The organism is Desulfatitalea tepidiphila (genome assembly GCF_001293685.1).
Taxonomy (GTDB): Bacteria; Desulfobacterota; Desulfobacteria; order Desulfobacterales; family Desulfosarcinaceae; genus Desulfatitalea; species Desulfatitalea tepidiphila.
Genome location: NZ_BCAG01000003.1, coordinates 1,360,409 through 1,382,408, shown reverse-complemented (window position 1 = coordinate 1,382,408; position 22,000 = coordinate 1,360,409). Strand labels below are relative to the sequence as shown.

At 53.4% G+C, this 22,000-nt stretch carries 16 protein-coding genes; 7 read left to right on the top strand and 9 right to left on the bottom strand.

Features of this window, described 5'->3' with window-relative positions; translation table 11 throughout:
* Both DFT_RS10795 and aceE read right to left on the bottom strand, forming a co-directional pair.
* A complete protein-coding gene (locus tag DFT_RS10795) occupies positions 1-1,326 on the bottom strand; it encodes a 2-oxo acid dehydrogenase subunit E2 (RefSeq protein ID WP_054031202.1) in 1,326 nt (441 codons plus the stop codon).
* An 85-nt stretch (positions 1,327-1,411) separates the two neighbouring features.
* Positions 1,412-4,096: a pyruvate dehydrogenase (acetyl-transferring), homodimeric type gene (gene aceE / locus DFT_RS10790; RefSeq protein ID WP_054031201.1), complete on the bottom strand. Its 2,685-nt coding sequence runs from the start codon at positions 4,094-4,096 to the stop codon at positions 1,412-1,414.
* A gap of 259 nt (positions 4,097-4,355) precedes the next feature.
* Here aceE and pgm point away from each other — a divergent pair, with 259 nt between their 5' ends.
* Positions 4,356-5,996 carry a phosphoglucomutase (alpha-D-glucose-1,6-bisphosphate-dependent) gene (gene pgm / locus DFT_RS10785; RefSeq protein ID WP_054032431.1) on the top strand — a complete coding sequence of 547 codons (1,641 nt, stop codon included), beginning with the start codon at positions 4,356-4,358 and terminating at the stop codon, positions 5,994-5,996.
* 53 nt (positions 5,997-6,049) lie between these two features.
* Here the strand turns inward: pgm and DFT_RS10780 are convergent, their stop codons facing one another.
* Complete coding sequence (locus DFT_RS10780) at positions 6,050-8,839, bottom strand: UPF0182 family protein (RefSeq protein WP_076750505.1); 2,790 nt, start codon at positions 8,837-8,839, stop codon at positions 6,050-6,052.
* A gap of 241 nt (positions 8,840-9,080) precedes the next feature.
* Here DFT_RS10780 and DFT_RS10775 point away from each other — a divergent pair, with 241 nt between their 5' ends.
* Positions 9,081-10,220, top strand: coding sequence for a DNA-methyltransferase (locus DFT_RS10775; protein ID WP_076750503.1), 1,140 nt, complete (start codon positions 9,081-9,083; stop codon positions 10,218-10,220).
* A gap of 25 nt (positions 10,221-10,245) precedes the next feature.
* Here the strand turns inward: DFT_RS10775 and DFT_RS10770 are convergent, their stop codons facing one another.
* Positions 10,246-12,342: a hybrid sensor histidine kinase/response regulator gene (locus DFT_RS10770; RefSeq protein ID WP_054031200.1), complete on the bottom strand. Its 2,097-nt coding sequence runs from the start codon at positions 12,340-12,342 to the stop codon at positions 10,246-10,248.
* Between the two features lie 434 nt (positions 12,343-12,776).
* On the opposite strand from DFT_RS10770, the gene DFT_RS10765 reads away from it, so the two are divergent.
* From DFT_RS10765 to DFT_RS10745, 5 genes are all read left to right on the top strand, one after another.
* On the top strand, positions 12,777-15,194 hold the full coding sequence (locus DFT_RS10765; protein ID WP_054031199.1) for a hypothetical protein: 2,418 nt from the start codon (positions 12,777-12,779) through the stop codon (positions 15,192-15,194).
* A gap of 49 nt (positions 15,195-15,243) precedes the next feature.
* Complete coding sequence (locus tag DFT_RS10760) at positions 15,244-15,780, top strand: hypothetical protein (protein ID WP_152971941.1); 537 nt, start codon at positions 15,244-15,246, stop codon at positions 15,778-15,780.
* A 216-nt stretch (positions 15,781-15,996) separates the two neighbouring features.
* Positions 15,997-16,578, top strand: coding sequence for a lipid-binding SYLF domain-containing protein (locus DFT_RS10755; protein WP_054032430.1), 582 nt, complete (start codon positions 15,997-15,999; stop codon positions 16,576-16,578).
* Positions 16,579-16,711: 133 nt separating this feature from the next.
* Positions 16,712-17,335 (top strand): tetratricopeptide repeat protein, encoded by a 624-nt coding sequence (locus DFT_RS10750; RefSeq protein ID WP_054031197.1) that lies wholly within the window; start codon positions 16,712-16,714, stop codon positions 17,333-17,335.
* 3 nt (positions 17,336-17,338) lie between these two features.
* Complete coding sequence (locus tag DFT_RS10745) at positions 17,339-17,878, top strand: NUDIX domain-containing protein (protein WP_054031196.1); 540 nt, start codon at positions 17,339-17,341, stop codon at positions 17,876-17,878.
* Between the two features lie 7 nt (positions 17,879-17,885).
* Here DFT_RS10745 and DFT_RS10740 read toward each other — a convergent pair whose 3' ends face one another.
* From DFT_RS10740 to DFT_RS10720, 5 genes are all read right to left on the bottom strand, one after another.
* Positions 17,886-18,824, bottom strand: a complete 939-nt coding sequence (locus DFT_RS10740; RefSeq protein WP_054031195.1) for an Hsp33 family molecular chaperone HslO — start codon at positions 18,822-18,824, stop codon at positions 17,886-17,888.
* Between the two features lie 61 nt (positions 18,825-18,885).
* The gene (locus DFT_RS10735; RefSeq protein WP_161807127.1) at positions 18,886-19,974 is read right to left on the bottom strand and encodes a lytic transglycosylase domain-containing protein; all 1,089 of its coding nucleotides are present in this window, start codon (positions 19,972-19,974) and stop codon (positions 18,886-18,888) included.
* A 62-nt stretch (positions 19,975-20,036) separates the two neighbouring features.
* Entirely contained in the window at positions 20,037-20,468 is a 432-nt protein-coding gene (locus tag DFT_RS10730) for a hypothetical protein (protein WP_054031194.1), read from the bottom strand.
* A 60-nt stretch (positions 20,469-20,528) separates the two neighbouring features.
* Positions 20,529-21,476 carry a tRNA dihydrouridine synthase gene (locus DFT_RS10725; RefSeq protein WP_161807126.1) on the bottom strand — a complete coding sequence of 316 codons (948 nt, stop codon included), beginning with the start codon at positions 21,474-21,476 and terminating at the stop codon, positions 20,529-20,531.
* A gap of 37 nt (positions 21,477-21,513) precedes the next feature.
* The gene (locus DFT_RS10720; protein ID WP_054031192.1) at positions 21,514-21,957 is read right to left on the bottom strand and encodes a hypothetical protein; all 444 of its coding nucleotides are present in this window, start codon (positions 21,955-21,957) and stop codon (positions 21,514-21,516) included.
* Positions 21,958-22,000 lie beyond the last annotated feature (43 nt).

Here is a 22,000-nt window from a genome sequence, read left to right as displayed (position 1 = left end):
TTATAGATGAAGGTTGAACGGTTGTTCGAGGCATTCACAAATCCATTTCAGAAAACGGGCCGCATCGGCGCCATCGATAATTCGATGATCGTACGAGAGTGCCAGTGGCAACATGGTGCGAGGATGGAATTGGCCGTCCATATAAACGGGTTCGACCGTGCTCCGGCTCACACCCAGAATGGCCGCCTGGGGCCACATGACGATGGGTGTGAACTGGGTGCCTCCGATAGCGCCCTGATTGGAAATGGTAAAGGTACCGCCCTCCATCTCATCTGGTTTGATCTTTTTGTTTCGTGATCTTTCGGCCAGATCGGCAATTGCAGTGGCGAGTTCACGAATGGACATTTTATCGGCATTGCGAATCACCGGGACCAGTAGCCCTCGCTCGGTATCCACGGCGATGCCGATATGCGCATATTTTTTATAAATCATGAGATTGTTGGCCATATCGATGCTCGCGTTGAAACGCGGAAACTTCAACAGACCGGCGGCGCATACCTTGGCCAACACCGCCGTCACGGTGAGCTTGACATCCTTTCCTCTAGGGCCTGGCCCGTTTTTGCCGAGAAATGTTTCCAATGCCGTGATGTCGCTCTTATCGAATTGCGTCACATGGGGCACAAGGCGCCATGACAGGGCCGTGCTTTTGGCGGTTAGTTTGCGAACCCCGGGTAATTCGACCGTTTCGATATCGCCCCATCGGGCGAAGTCCGGTAAAGCCGTTTCGGCAATTTCGCCCAGGAGGGCAGTTTGCCCTGCAGCCTCCCGACCTTCTTTGACAAAGGCCTTTACATCGCTCTCGGTGATTCTTCCACCCGGTCCGGTGCCATGCACCTCGTGGATGTCGATTCCCAACTCGCGGGCAAAACGTCGGACAGACGGAGCGGCGGGCGCCGGCGGGCGATCTTCTCGGGATGGCGGTTCCTTCTCAAGGCCAGACGATTTGCCTTGTTTCTCATCGCGCTTCTTTTCTGCCGCCGGACGGTACACCGAATCATCGGGAGTCGGTGATTCAGCTTCCGCTTCCTTCGAACTGGCGTCAGCCTTCGTCTCTGCCCGATCCGGCTTTTTTCTCTCCTCGCCCTCTTCTTCGATCTCAACCCTGGCGATCACATCGCCCACGCGCAGCTCCTGGCCTTCCTTGACAGGCAGCTCGACAATTTTCCCTTTGGCGGTGGATGGGATTTCGACCAACGCCTTTTCGGTCTCGAATTCGATGAGAATGTCATCGATATCGACCCTATCCCCCTCTTGAACCAGCACCTTGACCACCTTGCCGGAGGTGACGTTTTCGCTGATCTCCGGGATCGTGACCTCTTTGATCATAAGGGCTCCCTCTCCTTGAGTTGATTATTATTTTTTTGATAAGGATGTGGTGGTTGGGTCGTTTCTCATTCGAACGAAAAAAGCGCTATACGAACAACGGATTGCTCTTTTCGGGATCGATCTCCAGAGCATTGGCCGCCTTTTTGACGATCGCGGCCGTGACGGCCTTCTCCCGGGCCAGCGCTCCCAATGCGGCAAATGCGATATGGCGCGCATCGACCTCGAAAAAGTCGCGCAGGGCCGCGCGGGACTCGCTTCGGCCGTAACCATCTGTTCCCAAAAGCACCATGGGGCCTGGCACCCACTTGGCGATGCTGGCCGGCAATGTCTTGACATAATCCGATGCCGCAACGAACACACCGGTTTCGCCGCTCAACTGCTTTTCCAAGAAACACGCTCTCGGCTTTCGATCCGGATGGCGCCAATTCCATCGCTCGGTGTCGATGGCATCCCAATAGAGGCTTTTATAACTGGTCACACTCCACACATCCGCCGCCACGCCGTAATCCGTTTCCAACAGATCACCGGCCTTGAGCACCTCGTTCAAGATGGTGCCGCTTCCCAGCAGGTGGACTTTCGCCTTGGCTCTTTTTGTATCGGATCGACGGAATCGGTAAATCCCGTTCAGGATCCCTTCGTCCATGCCTTCCGGTTTGGGCGGCATGCGGTACAACTCGTTCATGATGGTAATGTAGTAGATCAAATTTTCACCGGCCTCGAACATGCGCCGCATACCCTCGCGCACGATCACCGCCAGTTCATAGGCAAAGGCCGGATCATAGGCTAGGACCGAGGGATTGGCGTATGCCAGCAGATGACTGTGACCATCCTGGTGCTGTAACCCTTCACCGGCCAGCGTGGTTCGACCGGAAGTGGCACCCAGGAGAAAACCTCGGGCCTGGGCGTCGCCGGCCGCCCATATGAGGTCGCCGATGCGCTGGAAGCCAAAAATCGAATAGTAAAAAAAGAAGGGAATCATGTTGATGCCGTGGCTTGAGTACGAGGTTCCGGCAGCGATGAACGACGACATGGCGCCGGCTTCGGTGATTCCCTCTTCCAGAATCTGACCGTTTTTGGCCTCCTTGTAGTACAGCAAGCTCTCCTTGTCTACCGGCTCATAGGTCTGTCCCACATGGGAGTAGATTCCGATGGATCGAAAAAGGGCCTCCATGCCAAAGGTGCGGGCTTCGTCCGGAACGATGGGCACGATATACGGTCCGGTATTCTTGTCTTTCAAAAGTTTTCCCAGGAGGTGGACCATGGCCATGGTGGTGGCCACCTCGCGATCGCCGGTGCCCTCCATGAATTCGGTATAAAGCGCTTCCCCCGGTGGTCTCACAGCCGGAACCGACCAGCTCCGCGCCGGCAGATAGCCGCCCAATCGACGTCTTCGCTCCTGCAGATATCGGATCTCTTCACTGTCCGGTGACGGTCGGTAGAACGGCATCTTCTGAATCTCTTCATCCGGGATGGGAATCCCGAATCGGCTGCGAAAGTATCGCAACTCCTCATCGTTGAGCTTTTTCTGCTGGTGGGTGATATTGCGCCCCTCACCGGCCTCTCCGAGTCCGTATCCTTTGATGGTTTTGGCCAGGATAACGGTGGGAGCCCCCTCATGATGGATCGCGGATTGGTAGGCGGCATACACCTTATCGGGATCGTGGCCGCCCCGCCGCAGTTTGAAAAGTTGCTCGTCGGAATAGGAACGGACCATCTTTTCCAGTTGGGGGTACTTGCCGAAGAAGTCTTTGCGGATGTAATCACCGCCGGCCACCGAGTACATTTGATACTGACCGTCGGGCACCTCTTCCATACGCTTCACGAGCAGTCCGTCGTCGTCCTGGCCCAGCAGCGGATCCCAGTCACCGCCCCAAATCACCTTGATGACGTTCCATCCCGCACCACGGAATGCGGCCTCGAGCTCCTGAATGATCTTACCGTTGCCCCTGACCGGTCCGTCCAAGCGCTGCAGGTTGCAGTTGACCACAAAAATCAAATTGTCCAACTGTTCACGGGAGGCGAGCGTGATGGCGCCGAGGGATTCGGGTTCGTCCAGTTCGCCGTCACCGAGAAAGGCCCAAACCTTCTGATCGTCCCGTGGCTTTATCCCCCGGTCCTGCAGATATCGGTTGAAACGCGCCTGGTAGATGGCCATCAGGGGCGAGAGCCCCATGGATACGGTTGGGAATTGCCAGAAATCCCTCATCAGATAGGGATGCGGATAGCTGGACAGCCCACCCTCGGGCCTCAGCTCCCGACGAAAATTTTCGAGTTGGACTGTCTCGAGGCGCCCCTCCAAGAATGCGCGGGCGTAGATACCCGGCGACGCATGCCCTTGAAAATATACGATATCTCCAGGATGGTCGGCGCTTTTGGCACGGAAAAAATGGTTGAAACCGACTTCATAGAGCGTGGCGCAGGAGGCGTAAGTAGAAATATGGCCGCCGATGCCACTGCTTTGACGGTTGGCGCGCACGACCATGGCCATGGCGTTCCAACGGATGATACTCTTGATGCGACGTTCTATCTCACGGCTGCCTGGATAGGCCGGTTGCCGATCGACGCCGATCGTGTTGATGTAGGGGGTGTTGGCGGAAAAGGGAAATTCAGCGTCCCGCTTCTGGGCGCGTGTTTGCAGTAACCGCAACAGTTCCCTGACCCGCTGCGGTCCCTGGTTCTCATAGACATAATCCAGGGATTCGATCCATTCCCGGTTCTCGTATGCGATCTGTGCACTCGCGCGGTCGCCGCCGTCATCATGATTGGCCATGGCAAAATCCTCCATTGAATGAAGGCCTGAAATAATAATATCTTAAATATGAACAGACCTCCTGACAAGTGCCCGATGACCTGAGGTTGAATTTCTCCTGATCGTCGAATCGGTTTATGCCCTCCCCGGGCGACATCCTTTTCAATGTTTCGGAGACATGTTAGAGTGTTCGAAACGTTTCGAATTTTATGCTTTCAAAATTTTTCTGCCGATTTCAGCCCAAGAGAGATCATGCGTCATTATCACAAAGGAGAAGGTCATGACGATCCATGAACGCGCCGGCCAGCCGGTATTGCCGGAGATGCTGGTCAACCTCCCCGATCTGATTACCGCCTATTTCAGCCGGAAACCGGATGTCTCCATTCCAGAGCAACGGGTCGCCTTCGGCACTTCGGGACACCGGGGTTCTTCCTTCAAAAACAGCTTTAACGAGGATCACATTCTGGCCACCAGCCAGGCGATCTGCGACTATCGCCGCAGCCAGAATATTACCGGACCGCTCTTTCTGGGCATGGATACCCACGCCCTGTCCACACCCGCCATGGTGACAGCGCTCGAGGTGCTCGCCGCAAACAATGTCGAGGTGATGCTGGCCGAAGGCAATGCCTACACGCCCACGCCGGCCATCTCCCATGCCATTCTCCTCCACAATCGGGGCCGTACCAATGGCCTGGCCGACGGTATTGTCATCACGCCTTCCCACAATCCCCCGGAAGATGGCGGATTTAAATACAATCCACCCAACGGCGGGCCAGCCGGCAGCGAGATCACGTCCTGGATCGAGCAACGTGCCAACACGCTTCTGGCCGATGGTTTAAAACCTCTTCTCCGCACACCCTATGAACGCGCGCGCCGCGCGGCAACCACTCATACTTATGATTACATCGGCACCTATACGCTCGACCTGGCCAATGTCATCGATATGGATGTCATCCGCGCGTCCGGCATACCCCTGGGCGTCGATCCCATGGGCGGCTCTGGCGTGGGATTCTGGCCGGCCATCGCCGATCGTTACAATCTGAATCTCACGGTGGTGGATGGTGGCGTGGACCCCACGTTTCGCTTCATGTCCCTGGATTGGGACGGCCGCATCCGCATGGACCCCTCCTCCACTTACGCCATGCAGCGCCTGATCGGTTTAAAGGATCGATTCGAGATCGGTTTCGGATGCGATACCGATCATGACCGGCATGGTATCGTCACACGTGGAAAGGGATTGATGCCGCCCAATCACTACCTGGCCGTTTGCGTCTATTATCTATTTCAACACCGGCCCCATTGGCCGGCGACGGCGGCCGTGGGCAAAACTTTGGTCAGCAGCCAGATGATCGACCGCGTGGCCGCCCATCTTGGCCGCCGGCTCTATGAGGTACCGGTCGGATTCAAATGGTTTGTGGACGGCCTTTTAGACGGTTCGCTGGGATTTGCCGGCGAAGAGAGCGCCGGCGCGTCTTTCGAACGCATGGATGGTTCGGCGTGGTCCACGGATAAAGATGGCATGATTGCCGCCCTGCTGGCGGCGGAGATCACCGCGCGTATAAATCGGGATCCCGCCGAAATTTACACCGACCTGGAGACCCGATTCGGATCGCCGATTTACGCACGCATCGACGCGCCGGCCAGCAAGGCCCAGAAATCGGCGCTATCCAAACTGACACCCGAAAAAGTCAACATCGACACCCTCGCCGGTGAACCGATACAAATCGCTTTGACGCACGCTCCTGCCAACGGAGCGGCCATCGGCGGGCTGAAGGTGGTTGCGGCCAACGGTTGGTTTGCTGCCCGCCCCTCGGGCACCGAAGATATCTACAAAATCTACGCGGAGAGTTTCAAGGATGAACAGCACCTGAAACAAATCCAGGCGGAAGCGCAGGCCATTGTCTCCTCCGCGGTAACGTAGGCACGAACCATCATAATCGATCTGCCTAAAGCTCCCGAAACACCATTTGGCCGTTAATCGGCATTTGGGGCCCGCTTCTCTTCTCCGTGTGGTGCTTCTGTTATTGAAGGCGCCGTTTCATCCGGCGCCGGCAAATTCCCCGATGGTGCCGGCTGGATATCGGTATCGGATGGCGCCTGCCCGGCCTCCGGTGCGGGTGGCATCGATGGTGCGGGGGCCTGACGGTCAACCTCCTCTACGGTAGGAAACCGCTGCTCCGTGTCCTGAATCTCCTGCCGGATGCGCTCCTGCAAAGTGGCAAAAGCCTTTTCCAGAGAAGTCTCCATAACCACCGCCCGGCCTTCACTCATGATGATTCGCTGTAATTCCGGGATGCTCACCCTCGAGGTGGATTTCAAATAGACCGGCTGGATAAAAATAATGCTGTTTTCCACGGGGAGAATAATCATTTTCCCACGGACAACGGAAGAACCGATCTGGTCCCACAGGGTAAACTGCTGGGCAATGGCGGGATCTTGATTGATGAGGGCATTGATTTGCGCAGGGCCGTAGACGAGTTCGCCTTTGGGGAAATCATATACGATAATCTTACCGTAGTTGTCCTCATCGCAGCCGACCACGGCCATGGATCTCAAGTTATCGCGGCCCTTGGGAAACATGGGAACGAGCAGCATGAAATCAAGCTGCCCCCGTTCAATGAGATCGAGAGTCAAATAGTAAGGCTTGAGGGGTACGGATGTCTTTTCGCCGAGGGCTTCGGCAAATGTCCACAAATCTTCCTGCTGATAAAAAACCTGGGGATCCACCTGGTGATATTTGGCATAGATGTGCATCTGGACATCGAACATATCTTTGGGATAGCGCACATGCTTTTTTAATTCCGCCGGCATGCTGGCCTTATCCTTGAATAAACCAGGATAGATGCGCTGATAGGCCTTTATGATTGGGTCGCTCTCATCGAAGGCATAAAAATCCACGCTGCCATGGTAGGCATCCACCACGATCTTGACGCTGTTGCGGACGTAATTCAACGTCTTGCCGCCGTATTGGTAGGACGCGGCGCCGGGATACCAGTCGGATGTGGTATAGGCGTCGATGAACCAGTGGATCCCTCTGGGCGTCACGACCAGATAGGGCGTCTGATCGAGCTGCAGAAAAGGTGCGAGGTGACGTATCCGCTCGATAACCTGTCGTCTGAAAAGGACCCTGCTCTCGTCGGTGATCTTAGACGAAAAGAAAATATTCTTATCTTTCAGGTAATAGGCGAATAAAGCTTTTCGTGCCAGGGAAGAGATTGCGACGCCTCCCCGCCCATCGTAGTTATTGGTCACATTACTGCCACCCTTGGGGTAGTCCATTTCACCCGCCTTGTTGGGCGCAATCGCATAGGGATAGGGTGACATACCATAGTAAATGCGGGGTTGACCGATTTCGATCCCGTATTGGGATTCGGCGGGAATGTTGCGCACGAACCATGTCATGGGCGTCCCACTGACCTGGCTGGCCGGTGTCATGACAACTCCATTGCCGTGCGTATAGATCAGGTGGTTGTTAATCCAGTTTTTGGCGTCGCCGGGCAGATTGTCGTATTCAAGCTCCCGCGGCGACAAAAAGACCTGTTGGGAATGGCCGGATACGTCATACCGGCCGACGCTGACCAGCGGGAAAGTATAGTAACTTCGCAATTCCTGCAGCTGTTGAAAAACCGTTTCCAGTGTCTCGGAATCCCACACCGGTATGTTCCGCAAGATACCCTCCACCTCGTGCACGGCCGATCCGATGGGGAACCGCTGGTGTTCAAAATCCAGGGTGGTGACCCGATTCAATGCATAGGCATCCAGGGTGGCCTGGATACTCCTGCTGATATACGTGCTCTCTTTTTCGATTTCGTTGGGTTTGACCCAGTAAGTCTGAACGAACTGAGGTAAAAAGGGGGTATATCGAACCGCCAGGACTAACGCCAGGGCGACGACTAATCCGACAAACAGCTTGATCCCTTTTCTGAACTGAATCGCCACGATGAGCATCACAGCGGTAGCCGCCAGCAGACCCATGCCCAACCAGAGGAGCGGGACGACCAGATTCATTTGCACATAGCCCGGACCCGAAAAAAGAGGCTGATGGCTGGGATCATAGACCAGACTATGGCGTTGAAGGGCCAGATCCCATATCTCCATACCGAATATGCAAAGTAGCAAGAGGCTCAGATGCCATTTGGCGATGCCTGAAAAACGAAAGAGGCGCTGGGTCAGCAGCCGATTTTTGATGATGTACATCAGCAACAGGCCGGCCAGAAGGACCAGCAACGCGAAAAAGAGTCTCCGCTGCAGCAGGCTGTAGATGGGCAATGAAAAAAGATAATAGCTGATATCTTTGGCAAAAAACGGGTCCTCGATGCCTGCCTGAGAACCAAAGACAAAAAAGAGAAATTTTTCCCAGTGCTGGTAGAGCGGCATGGCCAGGGGGATGCTCATCACCAGAGACAATGGCGCATATAGTATCATGGAGCCGCTTTGGAAGGCCTTCACGATCGAGCGATGCCCTTTTGGGTTGCTCCCGACGTCGGTTTTCGATGCACGCTTGAGCGAACGTGAGGCGATCCAGAAATTGAGAAAGAAAATCATGAAAAAAAGGAGCGAAACTGCGGCAAAGACCAGGTATCGGTAGAGCTTGCGCTGCCAATAGTAAAATTGGTACCCCAGGCTGTCGAACCACCAGATGTCCACAAGCTCATTGGCGGCAACCAGGCTGAGCGCGGCGAGACCGACCGCAAGAAGCGCCAAGAAAGCGCCGACAACGATCAAGCGACCGGAAAATCTTTTCCCGACTTGTTTGCTTTCCATCTTATCTGATTATTCCTTGTTTGTGATGATTGAAATAGGGGGTGATCAAGCGCGGCCATCTTACGCATGATTGCTGCAACATGCAATACCCAGCTGATGATCTGAATAGGCATGGCGAGCCGATGGTTTAACGATTCAGCGCCAGGCCTCGATCCGCGCCGTCCCATCACCCCTGGCCGGGGGAACCCCATCTATTGACAACTTATCCTTGAAATGCCACAAGGTGGACCGGATTTTCCTTATGAAAACAAACCACCAGATCGTCATTGGCAACGCTTCGGCCATGGAGACGGTGGCAGACCAGAGCATCGATCTGGTGGTCACCTCGCCTCCCTATCCCATGATCCAGATGTGGGACGAACTGTTCTGTGCCGCGAACCCGACCATTGAAAAGGCCCTTTCCACTTGCGAAACGGATTTGGCTTTTGAAAGCATGCACCGCATATTGGACAGAATCTGGAGCGAAGTCCGGCGCATCATCCGCCCCGGCGGCCTGGTATGTATCAATATCGGTGATGCCACCCGAACTTTCGACAGCCAGTTTCGGCTATTTGCCAATCACGCTCGCATCATTTCGGCTTTCAACGCCCTCGGATTCAGCCAACTGCCCGCCATATTGTGGCGCAAGCCGACCAATGCACCCAACAAATTCATGGGGTCGGGCATGCTGCCGCCCGGTGGGTACGTCACCCTGGAACATGAGTTCATATTGATATTTCGGTGGGGAGCCAAACGTGAATTCCCCCTGGAAGAACAAAAACAGTTGCGCCGGGAAAGTGCATATTTCTGGGAGGAGCGCAACCATTGGTTCTCTGATGTCTGGTTTGATCTGCGCGGCGTCGCGCAGCAAATCAACGGCCAAAAGAACATGGATCGAAGTGGTGCCTTTCCTATAGAACTGCCCTACCGCCTGATCCACATGTTCTCTGTGAAAGGCGACACGGTCCTGGACCCTTTCCTCGGCACAGGCACCACCATGCTGGCGGCCATGTGCAGCGGCCGAAACTGCATTGGGTTCGAATGCGATCCGGCCTTAAAAACGGTCATCCTTCAGCGGGTGGCAGCGATACCCAAAATTGCCAACCAAATCGTCGCCCGCCGAGTCGAGCAACACTTGATGTTTGTAGATGAAAAAACCAAGACCAGGGGTAGTCTCAAACACAACAACCGACACTACGGCTTTCCTGTGGTCACTCGCCAGGAAGAGGATTTGCGGCTGGACACCATCCACGATATCCGTTTCATCGGCGCCGATCGGGTTTGTGTGACGCATGAAGAGTTTAAATTGCAGAGAGGACAAACTCAGGGCCAGCCATCCTCAGACCAGCCGGGTGTCATGCCTGCACCCGTCCATCGAGGCCGTCAGTTAAAACTGTTCTGAAACACTTCAAAGATGGTTCAGGTGATTAGGACTTGCCCAAAATGTTGCGGATCTTGGTTGAAAGCTGATTCATGTTAAAGGGTTTTTGCAGGAAATCACTACCCCCTTCCTGCAGCAGGCTGCTCGTCTCTTCAATGACGTAATACCCGCTGGCGAACAAGACCTTGACGTCGGGTTTGATAGCGCGCATCTGCTTGAAGACGGCTTCGCCATCCATATCTGGCATCACCATATCGAGAATTACGAGGTCGATACGCGACTTATTCTCCTTGAAGAGTTCCATCGCGGATTGACCGTTGTTTGCAATCAGAAGCGTATATCCAAGGCCTTCAAGCATGAGACGGGCCACATCGATGATGTAGTCTTCGTCGTCCACCAGCAGGATCGTTTCCGACCCGAGCTCGATGGAGTCGGCCGGAACCGGATCGACTTCAGGATGCTGGTCCGACGCCGGCAGATAGACCTCGAAGGTGCTGCCCATACCCGGGCTGCTTTTCACTGTGATAATACCGTTGTGGTTTTTAACGATCCCAAACACAGAGGCCAATCCGAGTCCCGTGCCGCGACCCGGCTCCTGGGTCGTGAAAAAGGGCTCGAAAATACGCCGTTGGGTCTCTTCTGTCATACCGATACCGGTATCGGTCACACTGATCTTGACATATTGCCCGGGCGCCGCCTCGAACGGCTTGGTAAAAGTCTCGCTGAGCGTCACATTACTGGTGCTTAAGTATAGATCACCGCTGCCATTCATGGCTTGCCAGGCATTGAGAAAAAGGTTGACCAGCACCTGTTCAATCTGGCTCCCGTCGACCATCACGGTCCACAGTCCCTCCTGATAATTGCCATGGATATTGATCGCCTTGCGGGTGCGCCCGAACATATCCGCCGAACTTTGCAGGATTTGGTTCATATCCATGGGCTTGACCACATACTTGCCCCCCCGGGCGAAACCGAGCAGCTGTTTGGTCAGTCGCGAACCGCTGTCGACACAATTTTCAATGTTTTTAAGCTTCTCGATCAACGACGGATCAGACTCGGCGTCGATGTACATCAAGGAGACATTTCCCTGGATGCCCATCAACAAGTTATTGAAGTCATGCGCTATTCCTCCGGCGAGGGTGCCCAGCGACTCCATCCGCTGAGCCTCCTGGAAGCGACGTTCGAGATCTTTGCTTTGTGTGATGTCCCTGACCAGGTTGAGGGTACCCGGTCTGCCTTTCCAGGTGATATTGACGGTGTTCAATTCGACCCACAGGATCTCGTTGTCCTGATCGACGACCCTAAAGGAAATTGCATGCGGTTTGGGGTCTTCGCCATTTAATCGACGCATGAAAAGACCCGGATCTTTGCCCCGGTCGGATTTGTAGATATAGTCGATCAATGGTTTTCGTAACGTCGGCATGCCCAGCCGACGGGCGATTTCCCTGGCCTTGCGGTTGGAAAACTTGAACTGGTTTTCCTGAAAAATAAAGATACCTTCGTTGGCATTCTCGACCAGCAACCGGTATTTTTCTTCGGATTCGACAAGTGAGGCCTGACTGTGTTTCAATTCCGTGATGTCACGCCAGTGCTCGACGATTCGAAACACCCGTCCGTCCATGTCCCGAATCGGATAGGCGCGGATATCCATCCAGACGCCCTTGGCATCAATATATTTTTCGAGTTGTGCGGGCTGATTGGTCTCCAGAATTTGCCGCGTCACGCAATTTTCGCAAGGCGCCCCCTGATCGATCAGTTCATAACAGCGTTTGCCGATCACCTCATTTTCGACTTGGTTGAAAAATTTGTAGCCAGCCTTGTTAAAACGAATGATGCGATGATTGCTGTCCTGGACACCGATAATGTCGGGGATGGCGTTGAGCATGGCCTCCAGCATCAGTGATGCCTCTCGGAACTGATCCTCGAAGGCGCGCCGTTCACGCTCGGCCATTCGACGCTCACGGTTTTCAACCATGAGCTTTTCATTGGTGGCCATCAACTCTGCCGTGCGATTGGCGACCAGACTTTCAAAATGGTCCCTGTAACGCACCAATTCTATTTCGAGCCGTTTGTGATCGGCGACAACCTTTCGGATCCGTTCTTCGGCCGCCTGTCGCGCTCCGCGCTCCTTTTGCAGTTGCATCTCCAATGATTCAATTGCGGACGTCTGCAATATTTCCCTTGCATCACTACTCATTGTTTCAGGAGAAGCCTTTGATAGTAATGAAAATAATAAACCTTCGCCGGGACAGACGCGATCACCCATCGGCAGTCCAAACGAAAGATTTTGACCTCATATTTTAAAAAATCTTTATACCATAGTGGTTATGAGAATTAAACGTAAGATATTGGCTTTGAAAAACGGCAGCGACCGGCGCCGTTCTGCCTGTTCAGAAACACCACGACCCATGCGAATTGCCATTTCTCGAACGCGGTGGTTCCCTATTCAAGTTTGGATCAAACCTGTCGATATGACAGTATATAATAAGGAAAGCATCAGCCAGGCCCATGCTGTTAAGGGGGGGGCAACATCGGCGGTCGATCTAATTTATTTAATATATTTAGTGGATTGTAGCGATGGCAGAGATGGATCAAGACAACAAGCGGGATAACGAGGATGCTGATTTTGATGACGAACTGGCCAGTCTAAGCGCCGATGAAAAAGCCGCTTTTGAGAAAATCATGGCTGAAATCAACGCTGCCAGTGGTCCGTCTGAGGAACCTGCCGGCGAGGCTTCCGAAAAACCACCGCTGAAAGCCGATACAAATGCCAAGGACGGTTCAGGCTCGGAAATGGCATCCGACTCGGCAGTTGCATCTTCGCCGTCCGCCGATGTCGACGTATCACCGCCGGTGAAAGCTGAAGAGACCCAACCCACTTCAAACACGACGACCGATTCTGGCGCCGGGGGCAGGGACGCCTCCCCGGATGATGCCTCTATCAAAGCCCCAGACGAACTGGATTCGGATCAACAGGCAGCCCTCGATCGCATCATGGCCGAGATCAATTCCAAAAGCGAAGGCCATGCATCAGGGGATGAAAAAGCGAACATCGGAAAAAACACCGAGGGTGAAGACCTGTCCGAAGATCAGCAGGCCGCCCTCGATGCCATCATGGCCGAAATTGACGCCAAACGGAAAACCGAAACGATCGATCCCAAAAATCAAATCGAAAAGAACAACAACGGGGATGACGATCTATCTGAAGATCAGCAGGCGGCCCTCGACGCCATCATGGCCGATATCAGTGCGAAAAGGCAGGGAGACACGAAAGAGAAAGCAAAACCCGCTTCCGAAAACGATTCGGGAGATGACGACCTGTCTGAGGATCAGCAAGCGGCTCTCGATGCCATCATGGCCGAAATCAGTTCAAAAAGGCAGAAAGATACGACAGAGGAAGAAAAGCCCGCTTCCGAAAACGATGCGGGAGATAACGACCTGTCTGAGGATCAGCAGGCGGCCCTCGACGCCATTATGGCCGATATCAATGCAAAAAAGCTTAAAGATGAAGTATCCGCTGATGCTGCTGTTGGAGAAGAGGAAGCCGAGGAAAACAAAGGGTTGACCATCGAAGAATTTGACGATGAACTGAGCAATTTACTAACCGAGGCAACCCCGGAAGCATCATCGTCGGATATGAAAAAAGCGCCCCCCGTGGAACCATCGGCACCAATTGACGATCCAATACAAGAAACACGGACACAGCCGTATCCCATACTTCAAGAAATTCATCCTGAAGATTCAACAATCCCAAAAAAATCCGACCGACGATCTTTCCTCCGGCAGCGTGGCAAACGAATCGCTGCTGTCATTGCGATCGCCGCGTGTGTCATCATTTTCGGCGTATACCTGTTGGATCGCTATGACATACGTCCAAAATCGACGCCAATCAGCGCGTCCAGCAATACGCAAGTCGATCCTACCGCGGAACCCATGACGGTGTCCGAGAACCATCCGACTGAAACAGAGCCTGCTCCTGCGGATAATGAAAACGAGAGCATCAAAAGCATTACGTCGGTCATTGAAACGCCTGTCGACGTTGACCCTGAAAGTGGATTTTTATCCTTGAAACAAAACCTTTCCAAGGCCAGGGAGCAAATTCAAATCAAAATCAACGACATCGAACAGCTGAAAAGTTATTATGCCCGTGGCATCGAAGAAGAAAAAGAAAAAATCGAGCAAACTCTGGAACAGGGCCGTATTCCAGCTTTCAGCGAGGCGATGAACGACAAGAAAATCGAGTTGGCGCTCAGAGCCATTCAACGTCGTAAAACGTATATCTCGAAACTTAACACCCCCAACGCCCAGCTCACGGCCATGGCAGAAGAACTCCTCTATTTGGAGCGCAAAACAGATACTTACGACATCCTGTCTACGGGTATCTATGGGTTGCCGATCGACGATTTTGTGCGAAAGGCTCAAACGGCACTCACGAGCTACATGCAGTATAACACGCAGCTTTCCATCGATCAGGTGGACGTGCCGGCCGTCCAACTGGCCTCGATCTGGACTGAAATCAGCGCGGAGATCGGTCAGCGGGCTAACTTACTAGCCCAGCGGGCGCCTCTGAACAGAGCCATCAGCAAAGAGATTTGCCAGGGGAATTACGACCGAAAATATCAATTAACCGCCATGTCGGCTGAAACAGCACGCTGCCTGGTCAAGTGGCCTGGAAAAGATTTATATCTCAATTCGTTAAGCGAGTTGCCACCGGATGTGGCCGAAATATTGGCGAAATGGCCAGGTGAATGGATCAGCTTGAACGGATTGAAGGACTTGCCGGTCGAATCTGCAAAACAGCTGGCTGCCTGGCCCGGCAAACGGCTCTCCTTGAACGGATTGACGCAACTGTCCCCCGAAGTCACGGCCCATCTTTCACGATGGCGGGGGGAACAGCTCGAACTGGTCGGGTTGCATGCCATCGGCCCCTGGGAAAATTACGGCACCCGATTGTTTCTTTCGGAAAAGCTCAGAAGACAACTGGAGGCACAATAGCGCTATGAAAGCAAAGCAATATTTTTGGACCATTTGCTGGATAGGCATTTTGATCGGAAGCCATGCCACGACTGTCGAATCGGCCTGGGCCAACCCAAAGGCCGTGGAGCTCGAACAGAAAATTGCCGATATCGATTTGCTCGTTCAGCAACTCGAGGATCGTTCGGCCCAGGTGAAATCCATCCGTGAGGGTCTCGCTGGGCAACACAAAGCCCTGGCCGCCGAAATCCAAGTGGTACTGAAAAGCTTTGGAATTAAAAATCTCTCACAAGCCCAACGACATCTGCGCCTACACTATAATCTGGAGTTGTTGCGGACCGTCTATACCTATATGGATGAGCTGGATGCAAAACTGCTGGGGTATCAAACCGGCCGTGACCGCCTGGCCTATCTTCGTCAATTGGCAGAGGACGACATTAAAATGATCACCACTTTGAACGACCTCAAAATCGATGCGCTGACCACACAGATTTCCCTGGTCATCAATAGATATCTTCCTGAAGCACATACGATTCAAATCGATCCACAACGCCTGTCCCTGGCCACCATCGATCAAGTCTGGGAGCGAGTCAGCAAGGGCCGATGATCATATCGTTTTCCTGTTTTTCAGCTATTGTTTGCATGATCCTGCCTTCAGTTTGACCTGCCGCCCAGCCGTTTTCCTTGATAAATGCGGCGCTTCAGTTTAATTGAGTGCCTGTGGGGCTCCACCATAGAAAAATGGATTGGGCCATGATGTCTGGCTTCTCAACCAGTACCGGAATTGATGCATATTTTCATTCCGGCCAAAGGGAGGAAAATCATGAAGCGTGTGATCTGCAGATGTCGTTATGTATGGGTCGCCGTCCTGGTGCTCAGCGTGTGCGCTCCGGTCATGGCGGACCAGTTCACCGAGACCATCGCTCTATTTCAAAAATCAGAAGAGTTGAAGCCCTATTTTGATTCGGCATATGGGTATGCGGTCTTTCCAAGCATCGGAAAAGGGGCGGTGGGTATCGGTGGTGCTTACGGGCACGGCAAGGTCTACCAGCACGGCCAGGTCACCGGTGTCGCGACGCTTGCCAAGATCTCCGTAGGCTTCCAGGTGGGCGGGCAGGTATTCCAGGAAATCATATTTTTTCAGGATAAAAGAGCCTATGATGAATTTACCAGCGGTAGTTTTGAACTTGACGCAACCGCCTCGGCGGTGGCCATCACAGCAGGTGCACAGGCCCAGACCGGCACAGGGGGGACAAGTGCGGGGGTAAGCACTGGACCGGATACGGGTCTTCAGTCCGCCCCGGGTTACACCAAGGGCATGGCCATTTTTGTTCACGCCAAAGGTGGTTTCATGGCCGAGGCCGCCATCGGTGGACAGAAATTCACCTTTGAGCCGATTCGCTGATTCCCTATCAATTCAAGTTTGAAGAATTCGCAAAGAGCAATCCTCGCTTTCGGCTTGCCCGAGGAGATTTCCACGCCTATATTGTCACGAATGAATTCAACCCCAACGACAGCCAACAGAAAGGTACGCGTTCGTGTCTAAAACCAATGCCGCCCTAAAAGGTTACATCAAAACAGAGAATGTCATTTTGCTGATCGCCATCGCCCTGGCCGTCGGATTTGTCGGTGGTGTGACCTTCAGCGTTTACCGTTCCACCCGATCGGCCATGCTTTCGGGGGACGCACAATCCCCCCAGATGACACCGCAGCAAAAAGAACAAATCGCCCATCTGGTCGCGAGAACCGAAAAAAACCCGGAGGATGTGGATGCGTGGACACATCTGGGCCATCTCTATTTCGATACGGGGCAACCCGACCTGGCCATCGAATCCTATGAAAAATCATTGCGTATCGACGGGAACCGTCCGGATGTATGGACCGATCTGGGCGTGATGCACCGCCGCACCGGCAATCCCCAAAAAGCCATTGAAAGTTTTGATCGCGCCTTAATTTCGAATCCAAACCATGAAATTGCAATGTATAATAAAGGAGTGGTGTTGATGCACGATATGCAGGACCCTGCCGGTGCGCTATCGGCCTGGGAGAACCTGGTAGCCATCAACCCGAATGCCAAGACCCCGACCGGTGAACCCCTGAATCAAATCATCCAACAGGTAAAGCAAACCCTTTCAACCGAACAGAAAAGGCCCAAATCATAAAAAATGGAACCTCTTGTCCATAAAAAGCAGATCCTGCGCAAAGGTCGGGTATTCAACGTGACGGTTGAAAATGTCACTCTATCCAACGGCTATACATTGGATTTGGAGGTCATCCGCCATCCAGGCGCTTCGGCCATCGTACCGGTGTTGGACGGGGATCGGGTGTTGATGCTCAAACAATATCGCCATGCCGTGGGCAGGCTCATCTGGGAAATACCGGCCGGAACATTTGACGGAAAAGAAGATCCATTGATATGTGCACAACGAGAACTGACCGAAGAGACGGGTTATACGGCAGACCATTGGGATCATTTGGGATCCATCATACCCGTACCCGGCTATTCCGACGAAACCATCCACCTGTTCATGGCTTCGAATCTATCGCCGGCCAGACAGGCTCTGGACCAGGATGAAATATTGGAAGTCCACCCCCTGCCCCTTGCTCGAGTCGTTGAGATGATTAAATCGGGCGAGATCCAGGACGGCAAAACCATTGCCGGAATATTTTTCACCTTGACCCAAAAATTCCATTTGGCGCCCTGAGTCGATATCATCCGGAAACGCGGGCTGAATAAATGGCCTTGAGTTCAGCCTGATCATAATCATACCGGGTATTGCAATTGTGGCATCGAATCTGAACGGGAAATGGACCGTTTTCGGCGAGATCCTGGATATCGGCGATTTCGAGGAGCATTATCATGCTTCTGATCTGTTCTCGATTGCAGTGGCACATGAACTCCACTCCCCGCGAATCGAGATACCTGGGGGACATGCCTTTGAAATTCTGGTCGATCCATGCCTGCGGAAACCCCTCGCCGTGCACCTCATGTCCTATGGACGGGAGGTTGGTGACCACTTGTTCCGCCTCTTTCAGCATCTCTTCCGATGCTCCTGGCAGCGCTTGCAGAAAAAGCCCGCCGGCCCCGGTGATTTCCCCCTGTTGATCAAAAGCGATGCTGAGTGAAAACGATGACGGAATTTGCTCGGATCGCAGATAATACAGTGCCAGGTCCTTGGCCAGGGTCCCATGTTCCATCATGACTTTCCCCGTGAAAGGGTGCTTGGCTCCCTCCAGATATTTTGTGACCGATAAAAAGCCTGCGCCAAAGAAGGGAGACAGATTAAAGTCCACGGGCGGCGTATCGATGGGAATCGGCACCTGTTTCAGGTAGCCCCGAACCTCCCCGAACGCATTGGATTCGACATGGAATCCCTTTATAGGCCCCGAGCATTCCACAGAGATCGACAACCGGTCGTTTCCTTTCAGGCCTGCGCCCATCAAGGCTGCCGCCAGATAAGCATGGCCCAGCACCAGGCTCTCTAAAATCCCCAGTTCATGGTTCCAGCGCATCTCATTGACCATTCGGGTGCCATTGACCACGACACCACGAATTCGGTCATCGGCCATCATGAAGTTGTAGATGCGATCCCGGGTACTGGCCAGCAACTGCTCTTTGAGGGTGTTGCCGTAACGTTTGATCTTATTCATTTTCAGTTTCCATATGTTGCTGTGACCTTCCCATCCGAACAGCTGCGATATCGTTGGCCGATCAGTGTCCGGCGACGGCCTCTCGGGGATAAATAACCAATCGATCGCCGGGATGGAGCGTTTTTCCTAAATCGATACGATTCCAAATGAGCAAGGATTGCAACGGGACAGCGAATTTTTTGGCGATGGAAGAGAGTGAATCTCCGTTTTGAACCACGTAGATGCGTTGACCGAGCTCCTGGCTATGGGCTTCGAGCAATGCTTCGAATTTGGCAGAAAATCCGAAAGACCTGCCTTCCGGGACCCGCAATTGATGATGCCCCGCTTGAAGATAATGGCCCCGCAGATGAGGATTGAGGTCCTTTATCTCCTTGAAATCGGCATCTGCGGCTTGTGCCACCAGCCGAAGGGGTGCCTCCTGAAAACAATCGACAGATATGGTGTCAAAACCGATGGGTGCATAATAATCTTCGGGGGAAAGCTGGTATCCGTAAGCCACCGGGTCATTGACGATGAGTTTTACAGAGAGCATCCTGAAGACAAACCGTTGGGTTTCCAATGGCAGATAGAGCCGGTAGTAATCATGGGTCCTCTGTTCGATAACCTCTGCATCCACCCCCTCTTCTCCCATGTTGTAAGCGGCCAGGGCAAGCGTCCACGAAGAGAACTTTGCATACAACGTTTTTAAATATGCCAGCGCCACCGGGGTCGATAAGTACAAGTCGCGGCGTTCATCGACGAATTCATCCACAGTCAGTCCAAATTTTCGTGCGGTCGCCGGCATCAGCTGCCAGAACCCCATGGCGCCCTTGGGGGACCCGGCATGCGGCCTGAGCGCACTTTCCACAATGGCCAGGTACTTGATATCGTCGGGCATACCGGCTTGCTCGAGCGCTTTGGAAATAAAGGGCATATAGCGGGTGGATCGCTTGAGCCACAACAGCACCTGAGGCCGGTCCCACAAAGAGAGCAGCATCTCTTTTTCAAATCGCTCGCGCACGTGGTTCAACTCGAACGGTACAGGCTCGCCGCACAACGTGAGCCCTTCGGGCGGCCTCACATCCTCGGCCGTTATGATCCGATCTGCATGGGCCGATGCGGCTGCCAGAATGCCGGCCAAAAAGAGAGCCCATCGCATCCATTTTTTCATTTCACGCTCCCATTTTCCTGCCAACATGCTTTTGCTTTCGTTAACACCATGGTTGCCACATATCAGCCACGCAAGCCAATGCTGATGAGCCCTCGCGGGGTCGTTAATTTCAATGCAGCTTCCCGCAAGCATTCGTGGACCTGCTCGTTGGTGGGCAAACTCTCCATTCGCATGATCGCTTCGGAAGCATTCGGAGCCGACTCTTTGCGCGTGAGAAGTATCAATCTGTACCAGTAGGGTAAATCGTGATCGTTCAATTCCACCAATTGCATCGCCAGACGACGCATATCCTGCATCCGCTTTTTGCCCAGACGGTCTTTTGGTCGTTGATCATTTCCTTCGGGCAGGTCCCGTGACAGATCCCCGAGGGCCCTTAAGAGACGACCCTTGATGCGCCGGTATCGCAAAATGGGAATCATCCAGAAGCGAACCATGACATAACCGCTGGCACCTGCGATGAAGCTGAATAGCGCTGCCCAATAGATCGGATCCAACACACACTCCTTTGGCATTTTTCGGTGACGAGATGCAGCCCCTGTCGTGTTGAAAGTCAATCAAGCGGAGTCTCCACGCCATTTGGCCTGGTGATCGAAAAACCTTTTGAGAAAATCCCGATAGTGTTCCGGCCGCTGGATCTTGCGGATCGCCTTTAAGACATTTCCGCCGTCTTCGAAAAAATGGTGAAAGTAACCCCAGTAGCCTTTCATGGCATCGACCAGGTGGGCCGGGCCTTGGCGAACCACCGAAAGACGATCGAACAGGGTATCATGAAAATCTCGAAAATGGTTCACACGCTCAATGGGATCGGTCACAAGCCCTTTGATTTCCGCCGGTAAAAATGGATTTTGAAGCAAGCCTCTTCCAATCATCCAAGTCCCGACACTGGGGAACCGGTCTCTCAAGGATTCAAACTTAGCCCGACTGACGATGTCGCCGTTGTAGATAACCGGGCAGCGACTCAGGGCCAGGCATGCTTCAAAGCCATTCAAATCCACCGTCCCGGTATACATCTGGACGCCGGTGCGCGGATGCAGAATCAGTTCCTGAACCGGGTAACCGTTCAACACCGGCAGCAAGGCGAAAATCTCTTCGGGTTCATGACGCCCCAATCGCAATTTGATACTGATACGATTGGGGATTTTGGGTATCACCGCCTCGAGAAATGCATCGACGATATCCGGATAGGGGAGCAGACCTGACCCACGCTGTTTTTTGGCTACCCTCGGAAAGGGGCACCCGAGATTCCAATTCACGGTTTCGTAACCGAGATCGAAAAGTGCCTTCGACAGAGTGATGAATTTATCCGGACGATTTCCAATGACCTGGGGAACGATGGGTATGCGGGTATTGTTTTCGGGCAATACATCCTGGAGCTGGCTCGGCTTGATGCGCGATCCCTGTGTGGTCGTTAGAAAAGGGGTGACGGCCCAATCTATGCCGTGGAAAAATTCGCTGTAGGTGTTTCGAAAAAGAGCCCCTGTCAAACCGCGCAGGGGCGCCATACACAACTGAATCCGAAGCACATCCATTGCCGGGGCGCTATCCGATCCTTGCCTGCAGAGCTTTGGCTCGCTTCTGGGCGGCACGAACGCGATCGTTGAGCAGGGTTTTTAATTTGAACCAGGTCAGTTTAGATTTGCTTGTAAAACCACAAATGAGCGCGTCTGGGGACAGCGGCTCACCAAAAGCATGGAGCTTGTCGACCTCGAGACGTCCGGCATGTGCGTATAAAACAAAATTATTGCCTGTGTCACTCAAAAATTCAGGCGACAGGGTAATCATCAATCGCGTTTCACCCGTCGCCGCCGTCTCTTGGGCGAGAATGTTGCCGACGCGATGGCCTGAGTCATAAACACCGTCATCATAGAGATTGGGTGCATCTTCAAACACTGCGGCATAGCCCGCTTGCTGGTCCTTGGATGCACATCCTACTGCAAGCACTGAAACCAATAGGGTAATTACAAACCCCACCCAAAAGCGCATACCCCCTCCTTTGGATCTTATCCCCTTGGCGTCGTCCGATGCC

Excerpts from the sequence above, each read along its gene's own strand:
- DFT_RS10755 (WP_054032430.1), top strand. The coding sequence starts at position 15,997 with ATGAAGCGTGTGATCTGCAGATGTCGTTATGTATGGGTCGCCGTCCTG.
- DFT_RS10795 (WP_054031202.1), bottom strand. The coding sequence starts at position 1,326 with ATGATCAAAGAGGTCACGATCCCGGAGATCAGCGAAAACGTCACCTCC.
- DFT_RS10765 (WP_054031199.1), top strand. The coding sequence starts at position 12,777 with ATGGCAGAGATGGATCAAGACAACAAGCGGGATAACGAGGATGCTGAT.
- DFT_RS10735 (WP_161807127.1), bottom strand. The coding sequence starts at position 19,974 with ATGAAAAAATGGATGCGATGGGCTCTCTTTTTGGCCGGCATTCTGGCA.
- DFT_RS10720 (WP_054031192.1), bottom strand. The coding sequence starts at position 21,957 with ATGCGCTTTTGGGTGGGGTTTGTAATTACCCTATTGGTTTCAGTGCTT.
- DFT_RS10725 (WP_161807126.1), bottom strand. The coding sequence starts at position 21,476 with ATGGCGCCCCTGCGCGGTTTGACAGGGGCTCTTTTTCGAAACACCTAC.
- pgm (WP_054032431.1), top strand. The coding sequence starts at position 4,356 with ATGACGATCCATGAACGCGCCGGCCAGCCGGTATTGCCGGAGATGCTG.
- aceE (WP_054031201.1), bottom strand. The coding sequence starts at position 4,096 with ATGGCCAATCATGATGACGGCGGCGACCGCGCGAGTGCACAGATCGCA.
- DFT_RS10745 (WP_054031196.1), top strand. The coding sequence starts at position 17,339 with ATGGAACCTCTTGTCCATAAAAAGCAGATCCTGCGCAAAGGTCGGGTA.
- DFT_RS10775 (WP_076750503.1), top strand. The coding sequence starts at position 9,081 with ATGAAAACAAACCACCAGATCGTCATTGGCAACGCTTCGGCCATGGAG.
- DFT_RS10780 (WP_076750505.1), bottom strand. The coding sequence starts at position 8,839 with ATGGAAAGCAAACAAGTCGGGAAAAGATTTTCCGGTCGCTTGATCGTT.
- DFT_RS10770 (WP_054031200.1), bottom strand. The coding sequence starts at position 12,342 with ATGCAACTGCAAAAGGAGCGCGGAGCGCGACAGGCGGCCGAAGAACGG.
- DFT_RS10740 (WP_054031195.1), bottom strand. The coding sequence starts at position 18,824 with ATGAATAAGATCAAACGTTACGGCAACACCCTCAAAGAGCAGTTGCTG.